Origin of the sequence: Kitasatospora sp. NPDC057936 (genome assembly GCF_042887525.1) — a bacterium.
Lineage (GTDB): Bacteria > Actinomycetota > Actinomycetes > Streptomycetales > Streptomycetaceae > Kitasatospora.
On record NZ_JBHVPD010000088.1, the window covers coordinates 9,454 to 32,513 of the forward strand.

Consider the following 23,060-nt stretch of genomic DNA (forward strand, 5'->3'; position numbering starts at 1 on the left):
CCCCACGCGGGACCGCCGCCACCGCGGTCGTGCCGGAGGCGCCCGGCACGGTTCGGCGAGTGATCACGGAGGCTCCTGGCGGGTGGGGGAAGGGGCGGCGGCAGTCGGTTGTCCGGAATCGATCGGTCCGTCCGCCGGTTCCCCGGCGTCGTCGAACGCCGCTTCGAACGGCCCGATCCCCGGTACGGCCTGGTCATCCGCGGCGGCGGGACCTCGGGCCCATGTCCTGAACGCGCTGTCGGTGGCCACGACGGGAGGTCTCCGGATCATCGCGCGTGAGGGCTCTGCGTATCCCCGTCGTCACAGGTCACCCCGTACGCCGGCGGCTCCGGGGCGCCCTCCGGTGGTCACCGCCCGGTAGATCAAGATTCAGCTCTCGTGCACGTGTTTCACACATCCCCCACTTTGGGTGCCCCCGATGCTCTACATTGATGTCCACTTCGCTCGGTTCGACGCGGGGCGACGATCGATGATTCACGGGTCCGGCGCTGCGCATGGCCGGTAGTCGCGTCCCGGCGGCAGCCGTGGGGGCGGTGAATTCCCGGCGCCCGGAAATCGGGCTTCGAGTGTGGAGAGCGACCGCCGGCGGATTCCCGTCCATTTCGGGATTCCGGCAGGACGTACGGGTCCGTCGGTGCTTTTTGGGGGATGTACACGTAGCGCTGCAGGAGCCGATTTCGCCATGCCCGGGAGCGGGACCTCCCGGCGGTAGGAACAGCGCGGCACGGGAGGCGGCGGGGCCTCCCGAAGGGGAGGAATCAGGTGCGGGAGGCGCGAGCCTCCCGGGGGGAGGAATCGTGTGGAGCGAGCACGTCGAACCCACTGGTGACCTGGAAGGGGCTGTCGAGCAGGGGGAGGGGGAATTAGTCCGCCCGTTCCAGGCGGTGCGGGGGCGCCCGGTGAACGGGAGGATCGGGCGGCCCGAGAGTGACTGGGAGCAGCAGTACCGCCGTACGGTGATCATCGGCGACACCGTGACCACCGCCTTCGTGGTGGCGGCGATCGGCGGGTTCTTCGGGGTCAGGGACGCGGCCAACTGGCACGAGAAGTGGGGGATCCTCGCCTTCGGCACCGAACTCCTGGTGCTCGCGGCGCTGGCGACGACCCGGTCGTGGGCGCCGGCCGTGCTCGGCCAAGGGGCCGAGGAGTTCCGCCGGCTCGGACGCGCGCTGTTCGCGGCGGCCGTCGTCCTGTCGCTCGGCGGGATCGCCCTCACCTCGACCAACATCAAGCTCTGGATCTTCGTCGCGATCCCGGCGATCACGGGCGTCACCATGACCGAGCGGTACCTGCTGCGCCTGTGGCTGCACAAGCAGCGGAAAGAAGGGCGGTGCCTGCGCCCGGTGCTGGCCGCCGGGAGCCCGGCCACCATGCGCGACCTGATCGCCCGGACCCGCAAGTTCCCGCACCTCGGCTGGCGGGTGGAGGCGGTCTGCACGCCGTACGCCCTCGGGCTGGGCGGTGACCGGCTGGACGGCGTGCCGGTCGTGGGCCGGCTGACGGACGTGGCCAACCACGTCCGCCGCGACGGCTACCGGGTCGTCGCCGTCACCCCGGACCCGTACTGGACGCCGGACCGGCTGCAGCGGCTGGCCTGGAAGCTCGAAGGCAGCGACGCCGAGATGGTCGTGGCCCCGGTGCTGATGGAGGTGGCCGGACCGCGGCTGCACGTCGACGCGGTGCTCGGGATCCCGATGCTGAGGGTCAGCATGCCGACCTTCACGGGGGGCCGGCGGGCCGTCAAGGAGGTCGTCGACCGGCTGGGCGCCGCTGTCCTGCTGGTCCTGTTCGCGCCGCTGATGCTGCTCGTCGGGCTGCTCGTGCTGGCGGACAGCCGGGGCGGGGCGTTCTACCGCCAGCACCGGGTCGGCAAGGACGGCCGCGAGTTCACCCTGGTCAAGTTCCGCACCATGGTGGCCGGGGCGGACCGGGCCAGGGCCGCGCTGGCCGACCGCAACGAGGGCGCCGGCCTGCTGTTCAAGCTCCGCCGGGACCCGCGGGTGACCCGGGTGGGCGGGGTGCTGCGCCGCTACTCGCTCGACGAGCTGCCGCAGCTGCTCAACGTGCTCACCGGGTCGATGTCGCTGGTCGGCCCGCGGCCCCCGCTGCCGGAGGAGTCCGCCGCGTACGGACCGGACATCCGGCGGCGACTGCTCGTCAAGCCCGGGCTCACCGGCCTGTGGCAGATCAGCGGGCGCAGCGACCTGCCGTGGGAGGAGGCGGTGCGGCTGGACCTGCGGTACGTGGAGGACTGGTCGCTGGCCCTGGACACGGTGATCTTGTGGAAGACCCTGCGGGCGGTGCTCCAGGGGCAGGGGGCGTACTAGCCGCCAGGGGCGCCGCACAACGCGACAACGCACAACGCGACGACGCACGACGCGACAACGCACGGCACGGCACGTGGACGGCAGGCCGGATCGGCCTGCCCGAGGGGAGGAACGGGTCATGAGGGTCAGCGTCCTGGGGCTCGGCTACGTGGGCTGCGTGTCGGCCGCGTGCCTGGCCAGTCTGGGGCACGAGGTCATCGGCGTGGACGTCAACCAGGTGAAGGTCGACCTGGTCAACGACGGCAAGGCCCCGGTGGTCGAGGAGCGGATCGGCGACCTGATCGCCGAGATGGTGCGGACCGGGGCGCTGCGCGCCACCACCGACGTCCGCGAGGCGGTCCTGGGCAGCGAGGTGTCGCTGGTCTGCGTGGGCACGCCGTCGGAGCCCAACGGCGGCCTGTGCACCACGTACCTGGAGCGGGTCGCCGAGCAGATCGGCGCCGTGGTGGCCGAGCGGGGCGGGCGGGGTGGGCGGCACACCGTCGTGTTCCGCAGCACCATGCTCCCGGGCACCTGCCTGAACCTGCTGGTGCCGATCCTGGAGAAGCACGCCGGCGGCACGGCCGGGACGGACTTCGGGGTCGCGGTGAACCCGGAGTTCCTGCGCGAGGGCACGAGCGTGCGGGACTTCTTCGACCCGCCGAAGACCGTCATCGGCGAGCTCGACCCGGCGAGCGGGGACGTGGTCGCGGCGCTGTACGAGGAGCTGCCCGGCGAGGTGTTCCGGGTGCCGGTCCCGACGGCCGAGGCGATCAAGTACGCGGACAACGCGTTCCACGGCCTCAAGATCGGCTTCGCCAACGAGTTCGGCGCGGTGTGCCAGGCGCTCGGGGTGGACTCGCACCAGGTGATGGACGTGTTCCTGGCCGACCGCAAGCTCAACATCAGCCCCGCCTACCTGCGGCCCGGCTTCGCCTTCGGCGGCTCCTGCCTGCCCAAGGACCTGCGCAGCCTGGTCCACGCGGCACGGCGGGCCGACGTCTCGGTGCCGATCCTCTCCCACGTGCTGCCCTCCAATGCCGACCACCTCCAGCGCGCGGTGGAGCTGGTCGAGCGCACCGGCAAGCGCCGGGTCGGCCTGTTCGGCCTGTCCTTCAAGCCCGGCACCGACGACCTCCGCGAGAGCCCGCTCGTCGAGCTGGCCGAGCGGCTCTTCGGCAAGGGCTACGACCTGCGGATCTACGACCCCAACGTGAACCTCTCCCGGCTGCTCGGCGCGAACCGCGAGTACATCGAGACCCGGCTGCCGCACCTCGCGCAGCTGCTCGCCCAGTCCGTCGACGAGGTGCTCGACCACGCCGAGGTGTGCGTGGTCGGGACGAAGGACCCCGCGGTGCTGTCCGCGCTGCCGCACGGCGGCGACGGCCCCTCGATCGTCGACCTCGTCCGCCTGCCCGACGCCGAGGCGCGCCGGGCCGAGCCGGGGTACGCGGGCCTTGCCTGGTGACGCGGCCGGCGGCGACGGGCGGGGCCGTCGCGCGCTGGTCCTGGTGGAGAACCTGTCGGTGCCGTTCGACCGGCGGGTGTGGCAGGAGTGCACGACGCTGCGCGACGCCGGCTGGACGGTGCACGTCATCTGTCCGCAGGGCACCAAGCGGGACACCGAGCCGGAGGCGGAGATCGACGGGGTGCGGATCCACCGCTACCCGTTGCGGGCGGCCACCGGCGGACCGGCCGGCTACCTGCGGGAGTACGGAACGGCGCTGTGGCACACGGCCCGGCTGGCCCGCAAGGTCGGCCCGGTCCACGTCGTCCACGCCTGCAACCCGCCCGACCTGCTGTTCCTGCCGGCCCTGTGGCTGAAGCGGCGCGGCGCGCGGTTCGTCTTCGACCAGCACGACCTCGTGCCCGAGCTGTACCTGTCCCGGTTCGACCGCGGCGAGGACCTGCTCTACCGCGGCGTGCGCGCACTGGAACGGCTGACCTACCGGGCCGCGGACGTCGTGCTCGCGACGAACGAGAGCTACCGGGACGTCGCGCTGCGCCGCGGCGGTCTGCGGCCGGAGGACGTGTTCGTGGTGCGCAGCGCGCCCGACACCGAGCGGTTCCGGCCGGTGGAGCCCGAGCCGGAGCTGAAGCGCGGCAAGCCCCATCTGCTGTGCTACCTCGGCGTGATGGGCCCGCAGGACGGCGTCGACTACGCCCTGCGGGCGCTCGCGAAGCTGCGCGACGACCTCGGGCGGACCGACTGGCACGCGGTGTTCGTCGGCGGCGGCGACACCTTCGACGAGATGGTGGCGCTGTCCCGGCGGCTCGGGCTCGCGGAGCAGGTGGAGTTCACCGGGCGCGTCCCGGACGCCGACCTGGTGCGCTACCTGTCCAGTGCGGACGTGTGCCTCTCGCCCGACCCGCGCAATCCGCTCAACGACGTGTCGACCATGAACAAGGTCCTGGAGTACATGGTCATGGGCCGGCCGATCGTCTCGTTCGACCTGCGGGAGGCACGGGTCTCCGCCGGTGACGCCGCCGTCTACGCGCCCGCGAACGACGAGGCCGAGTTCGCCCGGCTCGTCGCGCTGCTGATGGACGATCCGGAGAAGCGGGCCTGGATGGGCAAGCTCGGCCAGGAGCGGATCAACGGGCCGCTCGCCTGGCGCAACTCCCAGCGCGCGCTGCTCGACGCCTACGCCGCCGCCTGCCGTCCGCTCGTGAACGGCAGCCGCACCCCGGGCCGTCGGGCAGGGAGAAGGCCTCGGCGTTGAGCGACGAAACGATCCGCCTGGTCACGGTCGGCCGGATCCTCCGACGGCGGTGGCGGCTCCTGGCTGTCCTCGCCGTGGTGGGTGCGCTCGTCGGGTACGGCACGTCCCTGCTGTTCCCGCCGCGCTACACGACGTCGGCGTCGGTCCTGCTGCCGGGGGTGTGGCAGGACCGCGAGCTGCTGACGCAGGCCCAGATCGCGACCAGTTCGGTGGTGGTCGACCGGGCGGCCGCCACCCTGGGCTGGACCGGCGTCACCGGCACCAAGCTCCAGGACCGGGTGAGCGCCACGGCGTCGGACGGGAACATCATCAAGATCTCCGGCACGGCCGAGACCCCGGAGCGCGCGCAGCAGCTCTCCGACCAGGTGGCCCATCAGTTCGTCGCGTTCGCCTCGCACGTCGCGGGCGACAGCACCGACCCCGAGGCGGCGCAGCCCGAGGCGCTGCGCCAGCTCGTGCTGCAGGCCGGCCGCAACATCAGCGACCTCGCCGCCGCGGCCGGTCCGGGGCAGACCGTGGACAGCGTGTCGACCCGTACCGAGCTGGCGAAGCTGCGCACCGCCCTGCAGGACGCCATCAAGAAGCTGGACCAGGTCGACCCGGCCGCCAACAAGGCCAACATGGTCGTCATGGGGTCGGCGCCCCGGCCGTCCGGCGAGGCGCCGCCGACGAGGATCCAGCTCGTCGCCGCCGGGGCGCTGCTGTTCTTCCTGGTCGCGCTGGTCGGCCACCTCGCCGCCGGGCGGACGAGCCGCCGGCTGCGCACCGGACCGGAGATCGCCGCGGCGCTGGGCTCGGTGCTCCTCGGTGCCGTCGACGTCCCCGGTGACCGGTCCGCCCACCGGGCCGACGGCCGTGGCCCCCGGGCCCTGGTCCGCCGGCTGCTGGGCACGGACGTCCGGTGGGACCTGCCGGCCCCGCGCGTCTCCGGCGACGAGGCCGGCCGGCAGCTCCGCTACCGGCGGGTGTGCGCCCGCCTGCGGGACCGACTGCCGTCCCCCGGGCGGCTGCTGGTCGTCGTCCCGGAGGGCGACGAGACGGCCCGCCGGGCCGCCGGGCAGCTCGTCGCAGAGGCAGCGGGCGATCCCGTGCTGCGGGCGGTGGACGTGTCGGTGTCCCGGCCGCTGGTGCCGGACCACGACGGCGAGTCCGGCGCCGTGGTCGTGCTCAGCGCGGGCGACTGGACCGCGGGGGAGCTCGCCGACGTCGCCGGGGCGTGCGCGGACGCCGGCCACGAGGTCGTCGGCGTCGTCGTCGCGGAGCCGGTCCTGGCCCGACCGGGGCGCTCCGCCGACCGCCACCCGGAGGGTGCCGTGCCGGTGCTCGCCGTCGGCGACGACGCGAGAAGGGGCCCGGAGTGACGACGAGTACGACGCCGGAGCCGTCGGCCCCCGCCCCGCTGCTGGATCTGCAGTCGCTGGTGGTCGCGGTGCGCAGGCGCCGCCGGCTGTGGTGCGTCATGGCGCTGCTCGGGCTGCTGGCCGGTGCGGCGGTGGCCGTCCTGCGGCCGCCCGCGCCGAGCGCGACGGTCAAGGTGCTGGTCGCCCACCAGGCCGACCAGCCGAACGACCCCGGAACGCTGATCCGCACCGACGCCGCGCTGCTCCAGACCACGGGCATCGCGGGCAAGGCCCTGCAAGCCCTCGGATCCGCGGCGAAGCCCGAGGACTTCATGCGGGACTACGCGGGCGCCGGCCTGACCAACAACCTCCTGCAGATCAACGTGACGGGAAAGAGCGACGCGGAGGCGGTGGCCCGGGCCAAGGCGCTGGCCGACGCGTTCGTCGCGGACCACGTCCGGCGGATCCAGGAGGCCGCGGACGCCGAGGCCAAGGCCTACCTCGACCAGCGCGACCGGCTGCGCGAGGAACTCGCCCAGGTCAACAAGTCGATCGGGGAGGCCTCGCAGCAGAACGACCCGAAGACGGCGGCGAGCCGGGAGTCGCTCGACACCAGCCGGTCCGAACTCATGTCGCGGATCGCCGACTTCAGTCAGCGCGCCGCGGAGGCGGGCGTGGGCACGCCCCGGCTCGTCGCCGGCACGCAGATCGTGGACGCCCCGCGCGCGGTGCGGCAGTCGCTGCCCAAGACCGCCGCCACCGACGCCGCGCTCGGGCTCGTCCTCGGACTCGTCCTCGGGCTCGCGGTGGCCGCCGTCGGCGCGGTGGTGGCGGACCGCCCGGTGCTGCGCCGGGAGATCGCGGCGAACCTCGGTGCCTCGGTCATCGCGGAGCTGCGCGGCGTGCCCCGCAGGTCCGCCGGGCGGTGGCAGCGCCGGCGGACCAGGGCGGCCAGGACCCGGCTCACCGCGACCCTGGCCCGCAGCGTGCGCGCCTCGGCGGACGCCGTGTCGCTGCTGGAACTCGGCTGCGCGCGCACCACGAGCGTGATCGCCCTGGACCTCGCCGGCGAACTGGCGTCGGAGGAGGAGGGGCCGGTGGTCGTCGTCGACGGGCTGCCCGGCCCGCAGCTCGCCAAGCGCCGCGCCAGGCCGGGGGATCCGACCGTCGTCGTCGGCGGGCGCGCCGGGGCCGTGCCGCCCGAGGAGCGCCGGCTCGGCGTCGGCTCGGTGGCGCCCGGCACGGCGTGGACCGACCTCCGCCACCTCGGCACCCGGACGGTGCTCGTCGTGCGGGCCGGGCACGGCAGCGCCGCCTGGCTGCACACCGTGGCCCGGCAGCTCGCGGACCAGGGCATCCCGGTGATCGGGGTGGTGCTGATCGACCCCGATCCGCGGGACCGGACCGACGGCACCCTCTGGGACGGGCCGCACGCCGCGCCGCGCGGCCGGCGCGCCCGCCCGCCCCGGCGCGATGGGACCGGCCGCCGGCGCACGGAACGACAACCGACGAGGACCGCACCGGTCCCGGACAACGACCAGGAGGCGGGCTAGACATGTGCGGCATCGCGGGAACGTACCGGTGGCCGGACGGGAAGGCCGTGACCGACCTGCTCACCGACACCCTCGCCCACCGGGGCCCGGACGGGGCCGGCCGTTACGGCCACCCGGTCGGCGACGGCGACGTGCAGCTCGGGCACCGCCGGCTGGCCATCGTCGACCTCTCCGAGACCGGCGCCCAGCCGATGGTCTCGGACGGCCTCGTCCTGACGTACAACGGCGAGCTGTACAACGCGCCCGAGCTGCGCGCCGAACTGACGGCCGCCGGGGTGCGCTTCCGCGGGACCTCCGACACGGAGGTGCTGCTGGAGGCCTGGCGGCGCTGGGGCACCGACTGCCTGCCCCGGCTGCGCGGCATGTTCGCGTTCGGGATCTTCGACGAGCGGACCGGCGAGCTGGTGCTCGTCCGCGACCAGCTCGGCATCAAGCCGCTGTTCCTGGTCCGGCGCGGCGGGGGCCTGGTGTTCGCCTCCGAGCTCAAGGCGCTGGCCGCCGCCACCGGCGGGTCGCTGGAGGTGGACCACGCGGCGCTGGTGGCCTCCCTGCTCTACTACTGGGTGCCGGACTCGCGGTGCGCCTTCCGCGAGGCCGAGAAGCTGCCGCCGGGCAGCTGGCTCCGGTGCAGGCCCGACGGCCGGGTGGAGCGCGGCCGGTACTGGAACCTGCGGGACGTCGCCGCCGAGGGCCGGGAGCGGGCCCTGGCTGGCGAGCGGCCGGACCTCGCCGCCATCGTCGAGGAGTCGACCCGGCGTCACCTGCTCTCCGACGTGCCGGTGGCGACCTTCCTCTCCGGCGGGCTGGACTCCAGTTACCTGACCGCGCTGGCCGCCCGCGACCGGCCCGGCATCTCCGCCTACACGATCGGCTTCCGCGCCGAGGACGCCAGGTTCGAGGCCATGCCCGACGACCTCCGCTACGCCCGGCAGGTGGCCGGGCGGTTCGGCGTCGACCTGCACGAGATCGAGATCGCCCCGGACGTGCTCGACCTGCTGCCGAGGATGACGTACCACCTGGACGAGCCGATCGGCGACCCGGCCGCGATCAACACCTACCTGATCTGCTCGGCCGCCCGGGAGGCCGGGGTCAAGGTGATGCTCTCGGGGATGGGCGCCGACGAGCTGTTCGCCGGCTACCGCAAGCACCTGGCCAACCGGCTCGCGCTGCGCTACCAGCGCGTCCCGCGGCCCCTGCGGCGCGGCCTGTCCGCGGCCGTGGACCGGCTGCCGGTCGCCACGGCCACCCGGGGGTTCCGCTCGGTGCGGTTCGCGAAGCGGTTCCTCTCCTTCGCCGACCTGCCGGAGGAGACGGCGTTCCGGCGCAGCTACACGATGTACGACCGGGCCGAACTGCTCGCCCTGGTCGACCCGGACCTGGCCGGGACGGTCGACGACGTGCTGACCGAGCACGCGGACGTCTACGGGGACAACGACCTCGACGACTTCGTCAACCGCATGTGCCTGGGGGACGCGCGGATGTTCCTGCCGGGCCTGAACCTCGCCTACACGGACCGGTCGAGCATGGCCGCGTCCACCGAGGTGCGGGTGCCGTACGTGGACGTCGAGGTGGTGCGGGCGGCGTTCGCGGTGCCCGGTGACCGCAAGATCGTCGGACGGCAGGGCAAGGCCGTGCTCAAGGAGGCGGCCACCTCCGTCCTGCCCCGGGAGATCGTGTACCGGCCCAAGGGCCTGTTCAGCGCGCCGCTGCGGGCCTGGATGAGCCGGGACCTGGCGCCGCTGGTGCGCGAGGTGGTGAACGACGGCGTGCTCGTCCGGTCGGGGTTCCTGCGCCGGGACGCGCTGGCGCGGCTCGTCGCCGCGGACGCCGCCGGGCAGCAGGACTACTCCAAGCACCTGTGGCACGTGCTGACCCTCGAGTACTGGTACCGCGGCGCGACCTCCGGCTGAGGCCGCGGCCGGAATGTGACGACGTGACGACGTGACGACATGGGAACAAGGGGACTTCGGGTGAAACAGGTCGTGCAGAACTACAAGAGCGGCGAACTGTCGGTGCTCGACGTGCCGGTGCCGGGCTGCAAGCCCGGCGGGGTGCTGGTCCGCAGCGCCTTCTCGCTGATCTCCACCGGCACCGAGCTCATGAAGGTCTCCGAGGCCGGGATGTCGATGCTGGGCAAGGCCCGCTCCCGGCCGGACCAGGTGGCCAAGGTCATGCAGAGCGTGGCCACCAACGGACTGCCCGCCACCTACCGCAAGGTGATGGGCAAGCTGGACTCCTACACGCCGCTGGGCTACTCGCTGTGCGGGGTGGTCGAGCAGGTCGGCGCCGGGGTCGACGACGTGAAGGCCGGCGACCTGGTGGCCTGCGCCGGCAACGAGCACGCGCTGCACGCCGAGCTGAACTGGGTGCCGAAGAACCTCTACGTCCCGGTGCCGGACGGCCTCGCGCCGCGGCACGCGGCCTTCGGCACCGTCGGGTCGATCGCGCTGCAGGGCGTGCGCCAGGGCGAGCCGCAGCTCGGCGAGGTGGCGCTGGTCATCGGCCTCGGGCTGATCGGGCAGCTGGTGGTGCAGCTGCTCACCGCCGCGGGGGTGCGCGTCGTCGGGGCCGACCCCGACCCGGCGCGCTGCGAACTCGCCGCGCGCCTGGGCGCCGTGGCCTGCGGCGATCCCGCCTCCGCGGCCGTGGCGGGCGCCGTCGCCGAGCTGACCGGCGGTCACGGCGTGGACCAGGTGTACCTGGCGGCCGGCGGGGGCAGCAACCAGCCCGTTGAGCTGGCCGCCGCGCTGGCCAGGGACCGGGGCCGGGTCGTCGACATCGGCAAGTGCCGCCTGGACCTGCCCTGGAACGCGTACTACGAGAAGGAGCTCGACGTCCGGTTCTCCCGCTCGTACGGCCCCGGGCGCTACGACCCGGAGTACGAGCTGGAGGGGCGGGACTACCCGATCGGCTACGTGCGCTGGACCGAGCGCCGCAACCTCGCGTGCTTCCTCGACCTCGTCTCCCGGGGCCGCGTCGACGTGGAGCCGCTGATCTCCCACATCGCCGACTTCGGCGACGCCGTCGAGACGTACCGGCGCCTGAAGGACGGCGAGTTGAAGGCCGTGGCCGTGCTCTTCCGGTACCCCGGGCCCGAGGGGGAGGGAACGGCGGAGGCCCCGGTGGTGGCGGTGCCGGCGGTGCGCGTCGAGACCAGGGCAGCCGCGCCATCCCGTCCCGTCAACACTCCGGTGCGGCTGGCGTTCGTCGGCGCGGGGAACTACGCGACGTCGATGCTGCTGCCCCACCTGGCCGGGCGCGACGGCGTCGCGCTGTCCACGGTCGTCACCACGACGGCGCTCTCGGCGGCCAACGCGCAGCGGAAGTTCGGCTTCGCCCGGGCGACCACCGATCTGGACGGCGTGCTCGGGGACCCGTCCATCGACGCCGTGTTCGTGGTCACCCGGCACAGCTCGCACGCCGAACTGACCCGGCGGGCGCTGCTGGCCGGCAAGGCGGTGTTCGTGGAGAAGCCGCTGGCCCTCACCGAGGACGACCTGGCGGGCGTGCTCGCGGCCGTGACGGAGTCCGGCAACGACCGGCTGCAGGTGGGCTTCAACCGCCGGTTCTCGCCGCTGCTGCGCGAGGCCAAGGCCCGGTTCGGCGCGCGGAGCGGCCCGGCGAGCCTGCGCTACCTGGTCAACGCGGGCCGCCTGCAGCACGGCAGCTGGTACCTCCAGCAGGGCACCGAGGGCTCCCGGTTCGCCGGCGAGGGCGGGCACTTCATCGACACGGCGAGCTGGCTGCTGGAGGCCGACCCGGTCTCGGTGTACGCGGTGGCCTCGGCCGGCAACGAGGACCTCCAGGTCGTGCTGCGCTACCCGGACGGCTCCACAGCCACCATCAGCTACGTCACCACCGGCGCGTCCGGCTTCCCCAAGGAGACGCTTGACCTCGTCGCGGACGGCAAGGTGCTGAAGCTCGACGACTTCGTCCGCGCCTCGGTGTACGGGGGCAAGCGGTGGGTCAGTTCGCGGCTGCCGAAGGCCAGGGACAAGGGTCAGTCCAACGAGCTGGCCGCGTTCGTCAGGGCGGTGCGGACCGGCGGGCCGATGCCGGTGCCGCTGGAGTCGCTGGTCGCCACCACGGCGGCCACCCTCGCCGTGCAGACCGGCCTGGCCGGCGGCGTGCCGGTGGCGCTGGAGCGGGCGCGATGACGATGAGCGCGGGCTGGTACCTGCGGCGGCTGTCCCGGATGGGGCCGCGGGAGGTCGGCGGCCGGGCGGGCGACGCGGCGCGCAGGCGGCGGTGGCGCTCGGAGCCGCCGCCCTGCCCGGCGGTCACCGGCGCCCGGTTCACCGCCGTCCTGCCCGCCGGGGCGATCGCCGCGGTGCCGGCGGAGGCCGCGAAGCGACTCGTCGCCGAGGCGGACCGGCTGATGGACGGGTACGCCGAGTTCTTCGGGGTGGACCGCGACGACCTGGCCGACCCGGACTGGTGGCGCGACCCGAAGACCGGGCGCCGGGCCCCGGCCGGCTACGCCTTCGACGTGCCCTACCGCGACGAGGACGCGGTCGGGGACATCAAGCAGATCTGGGAACCCTCCCGGCACCAGTACCTGACCGTGCTCGCCGCCGCCTACGCCCTCACCGGGAACGAGCGCTACGCCGAGCGCGTGGCCGCGCACCTGCGGTCGTGGTGGGCGGCCAACCCGCCGCTGCGCGGCGTGCACTGGATCAGCGGCATCGAGCTGGGCATCCGGCTGCTGTCCTGGGTGTGGATCCGCCGGCTGCTCGACGGCTGGCCGGGCGCGGCCGGGCTGTTCGAGGGCAACCCGGTGGCGCTGGAGCAGATCTGGCACCACCAGCGCTGGCTGGCCGCCTTCCCCAGCCGGGGGTCCTCGGCCAACAACCACGTCATCGCCGAGGCCGCCGGGCAGTTCGCCGCGGCCTGCGCGTTCGGCTGGTTCCCGGCCTCGGAGCGCTGGCGGTCCGGCGCGCTGCGCTCGCTGGAGCGGCACCTGCGCGGCAACACCTTCCCGTCCGGCCTCAACCGCGAGCTGGCGACCGAGTACCACGGGCTCGTCCTGGAGCTGGGCCTCGCCGCGCTGGCCGAGGCGGACGCCGCCGCCGTGCCCGTCCCGGCGTCCGTCCGGCTGGTCCTGCTGCGGATGACCGACGCCCTCGCGGCCGTCGTGGACAACCGGCTGCGGCCGCCGCGCCAGGGCGACGCGGACGACGGGTACGGCCTGGTCCTGGACGGCCCCGGTACCGACCGCTGGGCCTCGCTGCTGGCCACCGGGGACGCCGTGTTCGGCCGGCTCGCCTGGTGGCCGGCGGTGACCGGCGGCGACGTGCGCACCCCGCTGCTGGCCGCGCTGGTCCGCCCGTACGGGAAGAGCGGAGCCGTCACCCGCCCGGCACGCCGGCCCGGCCACTTCGCCGACGCCGGTATGACCATCCTGCGCGGCCCGGGGGAGATCTGGTGCCGCTGCGACGGCGGTCCGCACGGCTTCCTGTCCATCGCCGCGCACGCCCACGCGGACGCGCTGTCCGTGGAGGTCCGGCACGACGGCGTGGAGGTGCTCGCCGACCCCGGGACGTTCTGCTACCACGGACAGCCCGAGTGGCGGAGCTACTTCCGCTCGACCCTGGGCCACAACACCCTGGAGCTGGACGGCGGCGACCAGTCCGTCTCCGGCGGCCCGTTCCTGTGGACCCGGCACGCCCGCAGCCGCGTCCTGGCCGCGGACACCTTCAACGGGGGCGTCGCCCGCTGGAGCGCCGAGCACGACGGCTACGGCGACTCGGTGCACCGCCGCCGGGTGGAGCTCACCGCCGCCACCCGGGAACTGCGGGTCGTCGACGAGGTGCGCGGCCCGCGCCGGGCCGTGCGCCTGGCCTTCCACCTCGGCCCGGCGATCACTGCCGACCTGACGGGGCACCGGGCCCTGCTCACCTGGACCCGGGACGGCGAGGGCCGTTCCGCGGTGCTCGACCTGCCCGGACAGCTGTCCTGGCGGGCACACCGCGGCGAGACCGACCCGCCGCTGGGATGGTACTCGGCCGGCTTCGGGCGCAAGGAGCCCGCGACCACGCTCGTCGGCACCGGATTCGCCGACGGCACCGAGGAGTTCACCACCGTGCTCGGATTCCGGGACTGAGGGGGGAGGGGTGGGGATCAAGAAGCGGCACTGGGGGGCGCCGGCGCTGGTCCTGCTGCTGGCGACCGGCTGCACGAGCGGCGGCTCGGACACCTCGCCGCAGCCGACCGCCACGCCCTCCGGCTCCGTGGCCGCGGCCCAGGTGTGCGCCCACCCCGGGGAAGGTCCGGCCGCCGCGCCCGCGGGCGCGGTGACGGTCGACCCCGCGGTGGTCGGCGACCTGACGGCGAAGACCAAGAGCAGCCCCCCGCACACCACGTTCTGGCTCCAGCCGGGGACGCACAAGCTCGAAGCGGACCGGTACGCCCAGGTCGTCCCGAAGGAGGGGGACACCTACCTCGGAGCACCGGGCGCGGTGCTCGACGGCGTGAAGACCAACCAGTACGCGTTCGGCGGCGACGCCGCGGGCGTCACGATCCGCTACCTGACCGTGCAGGGCTTCAACGCGCCGCAGAACGAGGGCGTGGTCAACCACGACTCGGCCGACGGGTGGGTCATCGAGCACGCGACGATCCGCGACAACTCCGGCGCCGGACTGATGGCCGGAGCCCACCAGCAGGTCCGCGCCAACTGCCTGCAGGGCAACGGGCAGTACGGCATGAACGCGTACAAGTCCGGTGCCCCCGTCGGCGGCCTGGTGGTCGAGGGCAACGAGATCACGGGCAACGACACCGACCAGTGGGAGCAGCGCCAGCCGGGCTGCGGCTGCACCGGGGGCGTCAAGTTCTGGGCCGTCAACGGCGCCGACGTGCGCGGCAACTGGGTGCACGACAACCGCGGCCCCGGGCTGTGGGCGGACACCAACAACAACGACTTCCGCATCGAGGACAACGTCCTGGAGGCCAACGACGGTGCCGCGCTGATCTACGAGACCAGCTACAACGCCGTCATCCGCAACAACACGATCCGGCGCAACGACGTCGTCGAGGGCCGCCGCTCCGCCGACCGCGGCGACGACTTCCCGTACGCGACCGTCTACCTCTCGGAGTCCGGCGGCGAACCGCGGATCCCCGCCCGCACCGACAGGATCGAGATCTACGGGAACGTCCTGGAGGACAACTGGTCCGGGATCACCCTGTGGGAGAACGCCGACCGCTTCTGCAACAGCCCGGCCAACACCTCCTCCGGCGACTGCACGCTCCTGGCGAAGAACACCGCCCGGTGCGCCCAGCCGGCGATCGCCACCCCGCCGCTCCACGACGACTGCCGGTGGAAGACCCAGCGGGTCGACATCCACGGCAACCGCTTCGTGCTGCACCCTTCCGCCGTCGGCTGCACGGTCAAGTGCGGCCGCATGGCGGTGCTGGCCAACTACGGTACCTACCCGGACTGGTCGCCGTACAAGGGGCAGTCGGTCGCCGAGGCGATCACCGGTGGCCAGCAGAACCGCTGGCACGACAACGCCTACCTCGGGCCGTGGAGCTTCGTCGCCCACGACCCGAGCCGCACGCTCGACTTCGGGCAGTGGCAGGGCGAGCCCTACCAGCAGGACGCGGGCAGCACCTACCAGTCCCAGGCCGGTGGTTGAGGTGACCCGGGACCTCACGCACGACGGGTCGCAGGGCGGCCCGGCGACGCCCAGGGCCGTCGGCGCGGTCTGGGCGCTGCTGATCCTCAACACGCTCGGCTCCGCCGGCGCGCAGACCGTCATCCCGCTGCCGCGCTCCCTCATCCAGATGGTCACCATGGGCTCGCTGGTGTCCGCCTTCGCGCTGGCGCTCGTCCTCAACCTCCGGCTGCGGATCCGGCCCAGCGCCCACCTCTTCCTGCTGACCGTGCTGCTGGTGCTGAGCGTGATCTCCAGCGCGCACCTGGAGTCCGGCTTCGGCGCGCTGTTCCGCTGCTTCCGGCTGGCGCTCTTCGTCGGCACGCTGTGGCTGCTCAGCCGGTGGTGGGACGGCGGCGAGACGTTCGTCCGCCACCACATCCGGGCGTACTCCGCGGTGCTCGCCTCGGTGGCCGCCGGCCTGGTCGTCTCACCGGGCGCGGCGATGCCCGAGCTCTACGGCGGACGGCTGGTCGGCGCGCTGTGGCCGCTGACCCCGCCGCAGATCGGCCAGTACGCGGCGGTGATCATCGGGCTCACCGTGCTGCTCCTCCTGGGCGGGCGGACCACCGGGGGCAGCGCGGCGGCCGTCATCGTGCCGTCCTTCGTCCTGCTCGCGCTGACCCACACCCGGACGGCCACGCTCGGCCTGATCCTCGGGTTGGCGCTGGCGATCGGCTCGCTCGTCCTGACCAGCGCCGCCGCCCGCCGGTTCTTCACCCGGGCGGTGCTGTGCGCCGCCGTGGCCGCCGTGGCGCTCGGCTCCCTGCTCCAGGCGTGGTTCCTGCGCGGTCAGAGCCAGGAGAACTTCTCCAGCCTCACCGGCCGGGCCAAGGTCTGGGACGCCCTGCTCGCGGCGCCCCGGACGACGACGGAGCAGCTGTTCGGCGCCGGACTGGGCGACAAGTCCTTCGGCGGGCTGCCGATCGACAACAGCTGGCTGGCCGTCTACAACGAACAGGGCCTGGCGGGCGTCGCGATCGTGGCGGCGATCATCATCGTGCTGGGCGGCGTCGCGCTGCTGCGCCCGCCCTCGCTGGCGCGGGCCTGCGCGATCTTCCTGATCGGCTACTGCGCGATCGCCTCCTACACCGAGGCCGGGCTGGGCGACGCCTCGCCGTACCTGCTCCACCTGACCGTGGCCGCCGGGCTGCTGGCGGCACCTGCGCCGGCACTCGCAGCCCGCGTACCCCAACCAGCCGTCCAGAGATCGGAGGTGAGCTGATGCACGTCCTCGTGGTGCACAACCGCTACTCCTCGGCGCAGCCGAGCGGGGAGAACAAGGTCGTCGACCAGGAGGTGGGGCTGCTGCGCGAGGCCGGCCACCGGGTCGATCTGTTCGAGCGCCGCAGCGACGACATCGCGGGCCGGTCCCTGCCGGGCAAGGTCGCGGTGCCGCTGCTGGTGCCGTGGAACCCGGCGGTCCGCGCGGAGCTCGCCGCCCGGCTGCGCCGCGAGCGGCCGGACGTGGTGCACGTCCACAACGTCTTCCCGCTGCTGTCGCCCGCGGTGCTGGCCGCCTGCGCCGACGCCGGCGTGCCGGCCGTCGCGACGCTGCACAACTACACCCAGGTCTGCCCGCCGGGCACGCTTCAGCGGGACGGGCGGCCGTGCACCGAGTGCGTCGGGGGGTCACCGCTGCCCGCCGTCCGGCACGGCTGCTACCGCGGCTCCCGGCTGGCGACGGTGCCGCTGGCGGTGAGCCTTGCGGTCAACCGGCGGCGGTGGTGGTCCGGCGTGGAGCGGTTCTTCTGCATCTCGGCGGCGCAGCGCGACGTCCTGGTGCGGGCCGGCCTGCCGGCCGGACGGCTGGCGGTGAAGCACAACTTCGTGCCCGAGCCCGGTGTGCGGCGCACGGGCGCCGGTGAGCACGTGCTCTACCTCGGCCGGCTCGCGGAGGCCAAGGGTGTGCGGCTGCTCATGGCCGCGTGGGACGCGATCGCCGCCGACGGCGGCGTGGGCGTGCCGCTGGTGATCGCCGGCGCGGGACCGCTGGAGCCGGAGGTGAGGGCGTGGGCGGCGGGCCGGGAGGACGTGCGCTTCGCCGGCCTGTACGACACGGCGGAGTGCCGGGAGGCCGTCGCGCGGTCGGTGGCCGTGGTGGCGCCCTCGACGTGGCTGGAGGCGTTCGGCCTGGTGGTCGTGGAGGCGATGGCGGCCGGGGTCCCGGTCGTCGCCGCGGGGCACGGCGCCTTCGTCGAACTCGTCGAGGACGGCGTGACCGGGCTGCTGCACGAGCCCGGCGACGCGGTCTCGCTCGCGTCCGGCCTGCGCCGGATCGCGGCGGAGCCGGAGCGCAACCGGGAGATGGGACTGGCGGCCCGGCGCCGTTACGAGCAGGGGTTCAGCCCGGCCGTCGGGCTGGAGCGCCTGGTGGAGGGGTACCGCACCGCGATCGCGGGTCGGTCCGGCGGCGCGGAGGGCGCGCCGCCGCAGGGAACGGACAACGCTGGCCCGCGACGGGGATCCCGCGCGGGCAGGAGTGGGGGCAATAGATGACATGCCGACTGTGCGGATCGGCGGCGCTGACGAGCGTCGTCGACCTGGGGGCGACACCGCCGTGCGAGAGCTTCCTCGCCGCGGACGATCTGGACCGGCCGGAACCGACGTACCCGCTGCACCTGCGGGTCTGCACCGAGTGCTGGCTCGCGCAGATCCCGCCGCTGATCACGCCGGAGGAAACGTTCACGCAGTACGCGTACTTCTCCTCCTACTCGACCTCCTGGGTGGAGCACGCGCGGACGTTCGTCGACGGCGCCGCCCAGCGCGTGGGTCTCGGCCCCGACGCCTTCGTGGTCGAGGTCGCGAGCAACGACGGCTACCTGCTCCGGCACGTGGTGGAGCGGGGGATCCGCTGCCTCGGCATCGAACCCTCGGTCAACGTCGGCGCCGCGGCGCGCGACGCGGGCGTGCCCACGCTCACCGCGTTCCTCGACGAGGCCACCGGTACGGCCGTCCGCGCCGAACACGGCCCGGCGGACCTGGTCGTGGCGAACAACGTGTACGCGCACATCCCCGACGTGGTCGGCTTCACCAAGGGTCTGCGCGCCCTGGTCGCCGACGACGGCTGGGTCTCCATCGAGGTGCAGCACCTGCTGACCCTGATCGAGGAGAACCAGTACGACACGATCTACCACGAGCACTTCCAGTACTACACGGTCGCGTCCGCGACCCGGGCGCTCGCGAGCGGCGGACTCGCGCTCGTGGACGTCGAGCTGCTGCCCACCCACGGCGGCTCGATCCGGCTGTGGGCCCGGCCGGTGGAGGCGGCCGGCGAGCCGACGCGGCGGGTGGCCGAGGTGCTGGACCGGGAGAAGGCCGCCGGGCTCCAGGAACTGTCCGGCTACACCGAGTTCTCCGCCCGGGTGGCCAAGGTGCGCCGGGACCTCCTGCGCTTCCTCGTCGACGCGGCCGAGCGCGGCGAGACGGTCGTCGGCTACGGCGCCCCGGGCAAGGGCAACACCCTGCTCAACCACTGCGGCGTCCGGCCCGACCTGCTCCCGTACACGGTCGACCGCAACCCCTACAAGCACGGCAGGTTCACCCCGGGCACCCGCATCCCGATCCTGGCGCCCGAGCGGATCGCCGCCGACCGGCCCGACTACGTCCTCGTCCTCCCGTGGAACCTGCGCGACGAGCTGGTCGAGCAACTGTCCTTCGTCCACGAGTGGGGCGGCCGGCTGGTCTTCCCCATCCCGGAACTCAGCATCGTCGAGGTGAAGCGGTGAAGGTCGTCCTGTTCTGCGGAGGTTACGGGCTGCGCATGCGCAGCGGAGCGTCCGACGACGTGCCCAAGCCGATGGCGATGGTCGGTCCGCGGCCGCTGATCTGGCACGTCATGCGCTACTACGCGTACTTCGGGCACACGGAGTTCATCCTGTGCCTCGGGTACGGGGCCCACCACATCAAGAACTTCTTCCTCAACTACGAAGAGACCACGTCCAACGACTTCGTGCTGCGCAACGGGAAGACCGAGCTGCTGTCCACCGACATCTCGTCCTGGACGATCACCTTCGCGCAGACCGGCATCGAGTCGCCGATCGGCGAGCGGCTGCGCCGGGTGCGCCACCACCTGGACGGCGACGAGATGTTCCTCGCCAACTACGCCGACGTGCTCACCGACGCCCCGCTGCCCGAGATGATCGAGCGGTTCTCCCGGCGCGACGCCGGCGCGTCGATGATGGTGGTGCCGCCGCAGTCCTCGTTCCACTGCGTGGACCTGGGCGAGGACGGCCTGGTCGGGGGCATCACCGCGGTGAGCGACATGCCGCTGTGGGAGAACGGCGGCTACTTCGTGCTCCGGCAGGAGGTCTTCGACCACATCCCGGAGAACGGCGACCTGGTCGCCGACGGCTGCGCCCGACTCGCCAAGCGGGGGCGACTGGTGGCGCACCAGCACCGCGGCTTCTGGAAGCCGACCGACACGGTGAAGGAGCGCGCCGCGCTCGACCTCGCCTACGCCCGGGGCGACCGCCCGTGGGCCGTGTGGGAACGGGACGGCGCGAACACCGTGGGAGCCAAGGCGTGATCCGGCTCGGCGCGGGGCGCCTGGACCGGATCGTCGCCGTGGGGGCGCACTGCGACGACATCGCCATCGGCGCCGGCGGCACGCTGCTGACGATGTGCCTCGCGCGGCCGGGCATCCAGGTGGACGCGCTGGTCCTCTCCGGCGGCGGCAGCGAGCGCGAACAGGAGGAACAGGCCGCGCTCGCCGCCTTCTGCCCGGGCGCCGACCTGCGCCTGACCGTCCTCAAGCTGCCGGACGGCCGGCTGCCCGCGCACTGGGACGAGGCCAAGGCCGCCGTCGAGGAACTGCGCGGGCGGACCGAGCCCGACCTCATCCTCGCCCCGCGCACCGACGACGCCCACCAGGACCACCGTGGCCTGGCGCAGCTGCTGACCACCGCGTTCCGCGACCACTTCGTGCTCGGCTACGAGATCGTCAAGTGGGACGGCGACCTCGGCCGGCCCACCGCCTACCAGCCGCTCACCCCGGAGACCGCGGAACAGAAGGTGCGGCTGCTGCAGGAGCACTACCCCTCGCAGCGGCACCGCCCCTGGTACGACCGCGAGGCCTTCCTCGGGCTCGCGCGGATCCGCGGCATCGAATGCCACGCGCGCTACGCCGAGGCCTTCGCCACCACCAAACTCACGCTCGACCTCGGCACTCTCAACCTGGGGGGTTGAACCCATGCGCGTACTGCTGACCGGACACCAGGGCTACCTGGGCACCGTGATGGCCCCGGTCCTCGCCGCCGCCGGGCACGAGGTCGTCGGCCTCGACGCCGGCCTGTTCGCCGACTGCGTCCTCGGCCCGAAGCCCGCCGACCCGCCGGGAACGCGGGTCGACCTGCGCGACGTCACCGCCGACCACGTCGCCGGCGTGGACGCCGTGATCCACCTGGCCGCGCTGTCCAACGACCCGCTGGGCTCGCTCGCGCCGGACCTCACCTACGACATCAACCACCACGCCTCCGTCCGGCTGGCCGAACTGGCCCGCGACGCCGGGGTGCGCCGCTTCCTGTACGCCTCCACCTGTTCCGTCTACGGCGCCGCCGGCGGCGACGAACTGGTGGGCGAGGACGCCCCGCTGCGCCCGGTGACGCCGTACGCAGAGTCCAAGGTGCGGGTGGAGGACGACCTGCACGCCCTGGCCGACGGCGACTTCAGCCCGGTGTACATGCGCAACGCCACCGCCTTCGGCTACTCGCCCCGGCTGCGCGCCGACATCGTGCTGAACAACCTGGTGGGCCACGCGCTCCTGTCCGGCGAGGTGCTGGTGCTCTCCGACGGCACGCCCTGGCGCCCGCTGGTCCACGCCGCCGACATCGCCCGCGCCTTCGCGGCGGCGCTGACCGCGCCGCGCGAAGCCGTGCACGACCGGGCGTTCAACATCGGCAGCGAGGTGAACAACGTCACCGTCGCCGAGATCGCGGAGCAGGTCGCCGAGGCGGTGACCGGCGCGCAGGTGGTGATCACCGGCGAGAACGGCGCCGACCCGCGGTCGTACCGGGTGGACTTCTCGCGGTTCCGCGCCGCGCTGCCCGGCTTCGACTGCGAGTGGACGGTGAAGCAGGGCGCGCTCGAACTCGCCGACGCCTACCGCACGTTCGGACTGACCCGGGAGGACTTCGAGCGCCGCTTCACCCGGCTGGCCGTGCTGCGCGAGGCGTCCTCCGCCGGGGCCGTCGACGAGACCCTGCGGTGGCGCCGGTGACCGGGCTCGGCGAGGAGATGCACGCCCTGGTGGAGCGGCTGTACCCGCTCTGCCGGAGCATCACCGGCGACGGCGTGCGCGCCACCCTGGACATCGTCGGTGAGTACGTCCCGCTCCAGGTGCACGAGGTGCCGACCGGGACGCAGGTGCTCGACTGGACGGTGCCGCAGGAGTGGAACATCCGGGACGCCTACGTCGCCGACGCCGCGGGCAACCGGGTCGTCGACTTCGCCGCGTCCAGCCTGCACGTGCTCGGCTACAGCGTGCCGGTGGCGGCGACCATGCCGCTGTCCGAACTGCGCGGACACCTGCACACCCTGCCGGACCACCCGGCCTGGGTGCCGTACCGCACCAGCTACTACACGCCGGACTGGGGGTTCTGCCTGTCCCAGGAGACCCTGGACGGGCTGCCGGACGGCGACTACGAGGTGCGCATCGACTCCACCCTCGCGGACGGCCACCTCACCTACGCCGAGCACGTCGTCCCCGGGCAGGTCGCCGACGAGGTGATCGTCTCCTGCCACGTCTGCCACCCCGCGCTGGCCAACGACAACATGGCGGGCGTCGCGGTGGCGACCTATCTGGCACGGGAGTTGGCGGAGCGGAGCCCGTACTACACCTACCGCTTCATCTACGCGCCCGGCACGATCGGGGCGATCACCTGGCTGGCCCGCAACGCGGAGCGGATCGAGCGGGTCAAGCACGGGCTGGTGCTGGCCTGCGCGGGCGACCGGGGACGGCTGACGTACAAGCAGAGCCGGCGCGGCGACGCGGAGATCGACCGGGTGCTGCGGCACGTGCTGCGCACCTCCGAACGACCCCACGACGTCGTCGAGTTCACCCCGTACGGCTACGACGAGCGGCAGTACTGCTCGCCCGGGTTCGACCTCGGCGTCGGCTCGCTGAGCCGGACCCCGTACGCCGCGTACCCCGAGTACCACACCTCGGCGGACAACCCCGACTTCGTCTCCCCGGAGGCGCTGGCGGACACGCTCGCCGTCTGCCGCGAGGCCTTCGCCGTGCTCGACCGCAACCGGCGCTACGTCAACCTCAGCCCGTACGGCGAACCGCAGTTGGGGCGGCGCGGACTGTACGAGTCCCTCGGCGGGCGCAGCGACGCCAAGCAGGCCCAGATGGCGATGCTGTGGGTGCTCAGCCTCTCCGACGGCGAGCACGGCCTGCTGGACGTCGCCGAGCGCTCCGGGCTGCCCTTCGACGCGGTCGCCGCCGCGGCCGACGCCCTGTGCGGCGCCGGTCTGATCAAGGCGTGAC

General features: G+C 73.5%; 16 protein-coding genes. All 16 read left to right on the forward strand.

Annotation, left to right across the window (positions count from 1 at the left end; translation table 11 throughout):
* The first annotated feature begins 899 nt into the window (after positions 1-899).
* The 16 genes from ACFVU9_RS34475 to ACFVU9_RS34550 all read left to right on the forward strand — a co-directional run bounded on the left by ACFVU9_RS34475 (position 900) and on the right by ACFVU9_RS34550 (position 23,059).
* On the forward strand, positions 900-2,327 hold the full coding sequence (locus ACFVU9_RS34475; RefSeq protein WP_380444987.1) for a sugar transferase: 1,428 nt from the start codon (positions 900-902) through the stop codon (positions 2,325-2,327).
* 118 nt (positions 2,328-2,445) lie between these two features.
* The gene (locus tag ACFVU9_RS34480; RefSeq protein WP_387600275.1) at positions 2,446-3,774 is read left to right on the forward strand and encodes a nucleotide sugar dehydrogenase; all 1,329 of its coding nucleotides are present in this window, start codon (positions 2,446-2,448) and stop codon (positions 3,772-3,774) included.
* Positions 3,764-5,029 (forward strand): glycosyltransferase family 4 protein, encoded by a 1,266-nt coding sequence (locus ACFVU9_RS34485; protein ID WP_380493045.1) that lies wholly within the window; start codon positions 3,764-3,766, stop codon positions 5,027-5,029. The genes ACFVU9_RS34480 and ACFVU9_RS34485 overlap by 11 nt, the downstream gene beginning before the upstream one ends.
* Positions 5,026-6,390: a Wzz/FepE/Etk N-terminal domain-containing protein gene (locus ACFVU9_RS34490; RefSeq protein ID WP_380500267.1), complete on the forward strand. Its 1,365-nt coding sequence runs from the start codon at positions 5,026-5,028 to the stop codon at positions 6,388-6,390. Before ACFVU9_RS34485 ends, ACFVU9_RS34490 begins: the two co-directional genes overlap by 4 nt.
* Complete coding sequence (locus tag ACFVU9_RS34495; protein WP_387600278.1) at positions 6,387-7,922, forward strand: Wzz/FepE/Etk N-terminal domain-containing protein; 1,536 nt, start codon at positions 6,387-6,389, stop codon at positions 7,920-7,922. Before ACFVU9_RS34490 ends, ACFVU9_RS34495 begins: the two co-directional genes overlap by 4 nt.
* A gap of 2 nt (positions 7,923-7,924) precedes the next feature.
* On the forward strand, positions 7,925-9,832 hold the full coding sequence (gene asnB, locus ACFVU9_RS34500) for an asparagine synthase (glutamine-hydrolyzing) (protein ID WP_387600281.1): 1,908 nt from the start codon (positions 7,925-7,927) through the stop codon (positions 9,830-9,832).
* A 60-nt stretch (positions 9,833-9,892) separates the two neighbouring features.
* A complete protein-coding gene (locus ACFVU9_RS34505; RefSeq protein ID WP_387600283.1) occupies positions 9,893-12,079 on the forward strand; it encodes a bi-domain-containing oxidoreductase in 2,187 nt (728 codons plus the stop codon).
* Positions 12,076-14,025, forward strand: a complete 1,950-nt coding sequence (locus ACFVU9_RS34510; RefSeq protein WP_387600286.1) for an alginate lyase family protein — start codon at positions 12,076-12,078, stop codon at positions 14,023-14,025. Before ACFVU9_RS34505 ends, ACFVU9_RS34510 begins: the two co-directional genes overlap by 4 nt.
* 10 nt (positions 14,026-14,035) lie before the next feature.
* On the forward strand, positions 14,036-15,553 hold the full coding sequence (locus ACFVU9_RS34515) for a right-handed parallel beta-helix repeat-containing protein (protein ID WP_387600289.1): 1,518 nt from the start codon (positions 14,036-14,038) through the stop codon (positions 15,551-15,553).
* The gene (locus tag ACFVU9_RS34520; RefSeq protein WP_387600292.1) at positions 15,546-16,796 is read left to right on the forward strand and encodes an O-antigen ligase domain-containing protein; all 1,251 of its coding nucleotides are present in this window, start codon (positions 15,546-15,548) and stop codon (positions 16,794-16,796) included. The genes ACFVU9_RS34515 and ACFVU9_RS34520 overlap by 8 nt, the downstream gene beginning before the upstream one ends.
* Positions 16,796-18,070 carry a glycosyltransferase gene (locus tag ACFVU9_RS34525; protein WP_387600295.1) on the forward strand — a complete coding sequence of 425 codons (1,275 nt, stop codon included), beginning with the start codon at positions 16,796-16,798 and terminating at the stop codon, positions 18,068-18,070. Before ACFVU9_RS34520 ends, ACFVU9_RS34525 begins: the two co-directional genes overlap by 1 nt.
* The gene (locus tag ACFVU9_RS34530; RefSeq protein ID WP_387600298.1) at positions 18,067-19,299 is read left to right on the forward strand and encodes a methyltransferase domain-containing protein; all 1,233 of its coding nucleotides are present in this window, start codon (positions 18,067-18,069) and stop codon (positions 19,297-19,299) included. Before ACFVU9_RS34525 ends, ACFVU9_RS34530 begins: the two co-directional genes overlap by 4 nt.
* Positions 19,296-20,099: a glucose-1-phosphate cytidylyltransferase gene (locus tag ACFVU9_RS34535; RefSeq protein WP_380444999.1), complete on the forward strand. Its 804-nt coding sequence runs from the start codon at positions 19,296-19,298 to the stop codon at positions 20,097-20,099. Before ACFVU9_RS34530 ends, ACFVU9_RS34535 begins: the two co-directional genes overlap by 4 nt.
* Entirely contained in the window at positions 20,096-20,758 is a 663-nt protein-coding gene (locus ACFVU9_RS34540; RefSeq protein WP_387600300.1) for a PIG-L deacetylase family protein, read from the forward strand. The genes ACFVU9_RS34535 and ACFVU9_RS34540 overlap by 4 nt, the downstream gene beginning before the upstream one ends.
* A gap of 4 nt (positions 20,759-20,762) precedes the next feature.
* The gene (locus ACFVU9_RS34545; protein WP_387600302.1) at positions 20,763-21,788 is read left to right on the forward strand and encodes an NAD-dependent epimerase/dehydratase family protein; all 1,026 of its coding nucleotides are present in this window, start codon (positions 20,763-20,765) and stop codon (positions 21,786-21,788) included.
* Positions 21,776-23,059 carry a DUF4910 domain-containing protein gene (locus tag ACFVU9_RS34550; RefSeq protein WP_387600304.1) on the forward strand — a complete coding sequence of 428 codons (1,284 nt, stop codon included), beginning with the start codon at positions 21,776-21,778 and terminating at the stop codon, positions 23,057-23,059. The genes ACFVU9_RS34545 and ACFVU9_RS34550 overlap by 13 nt, the downstream gene beginning before the upstream one ends.
* Position 23,060 lies beyond the last annotated feature (1 nt).

Coding starts and splice junctions, on each gene's coding strand:
- ACFVU9_RS34480 (WP_387600275.1), top strand. CDS start 2,446: ATGAGGGTCAGCGTCCTGGGGCTCGGCTACGTGGGCTGCGTGTCGGCC.
- ACFVU9_RS34530 (WP_387600298.1), top strand. CDS start 18,067: ATGACATGCCGACTGTGCGGATCGGCGGCGCTGACGAGCGTCGTCGAC.
- ACFVU9_RS34525 (WP_387600295.1), top strand. CDS start 16,796: ATGCACGTCCTCGTGGTGCACAACCGCTACTCCTCGGCGCAGCCGAGC.
- asnB (WP_387600281.1), top strand. CDS start 7,925: ATGTGCGGCATCGCGGGAACGTACCGGTGGCCGGACGGGAAGGCCGTG.
- ACFVU9_RS34510 (WP_387600286.1), top strand. CDS start 12,076: ATGACGATGAGCGCGGGCTGGTACCTGCGGCGGCTGTCCCGGATGGGG.
- ACFVU9_RS34545 (WP_387600302.1), top strand. CDS start 20,763: ATGCGCGTACTGCTGACCGGACACCAGGGCTACCTGGGCACCGTGATG.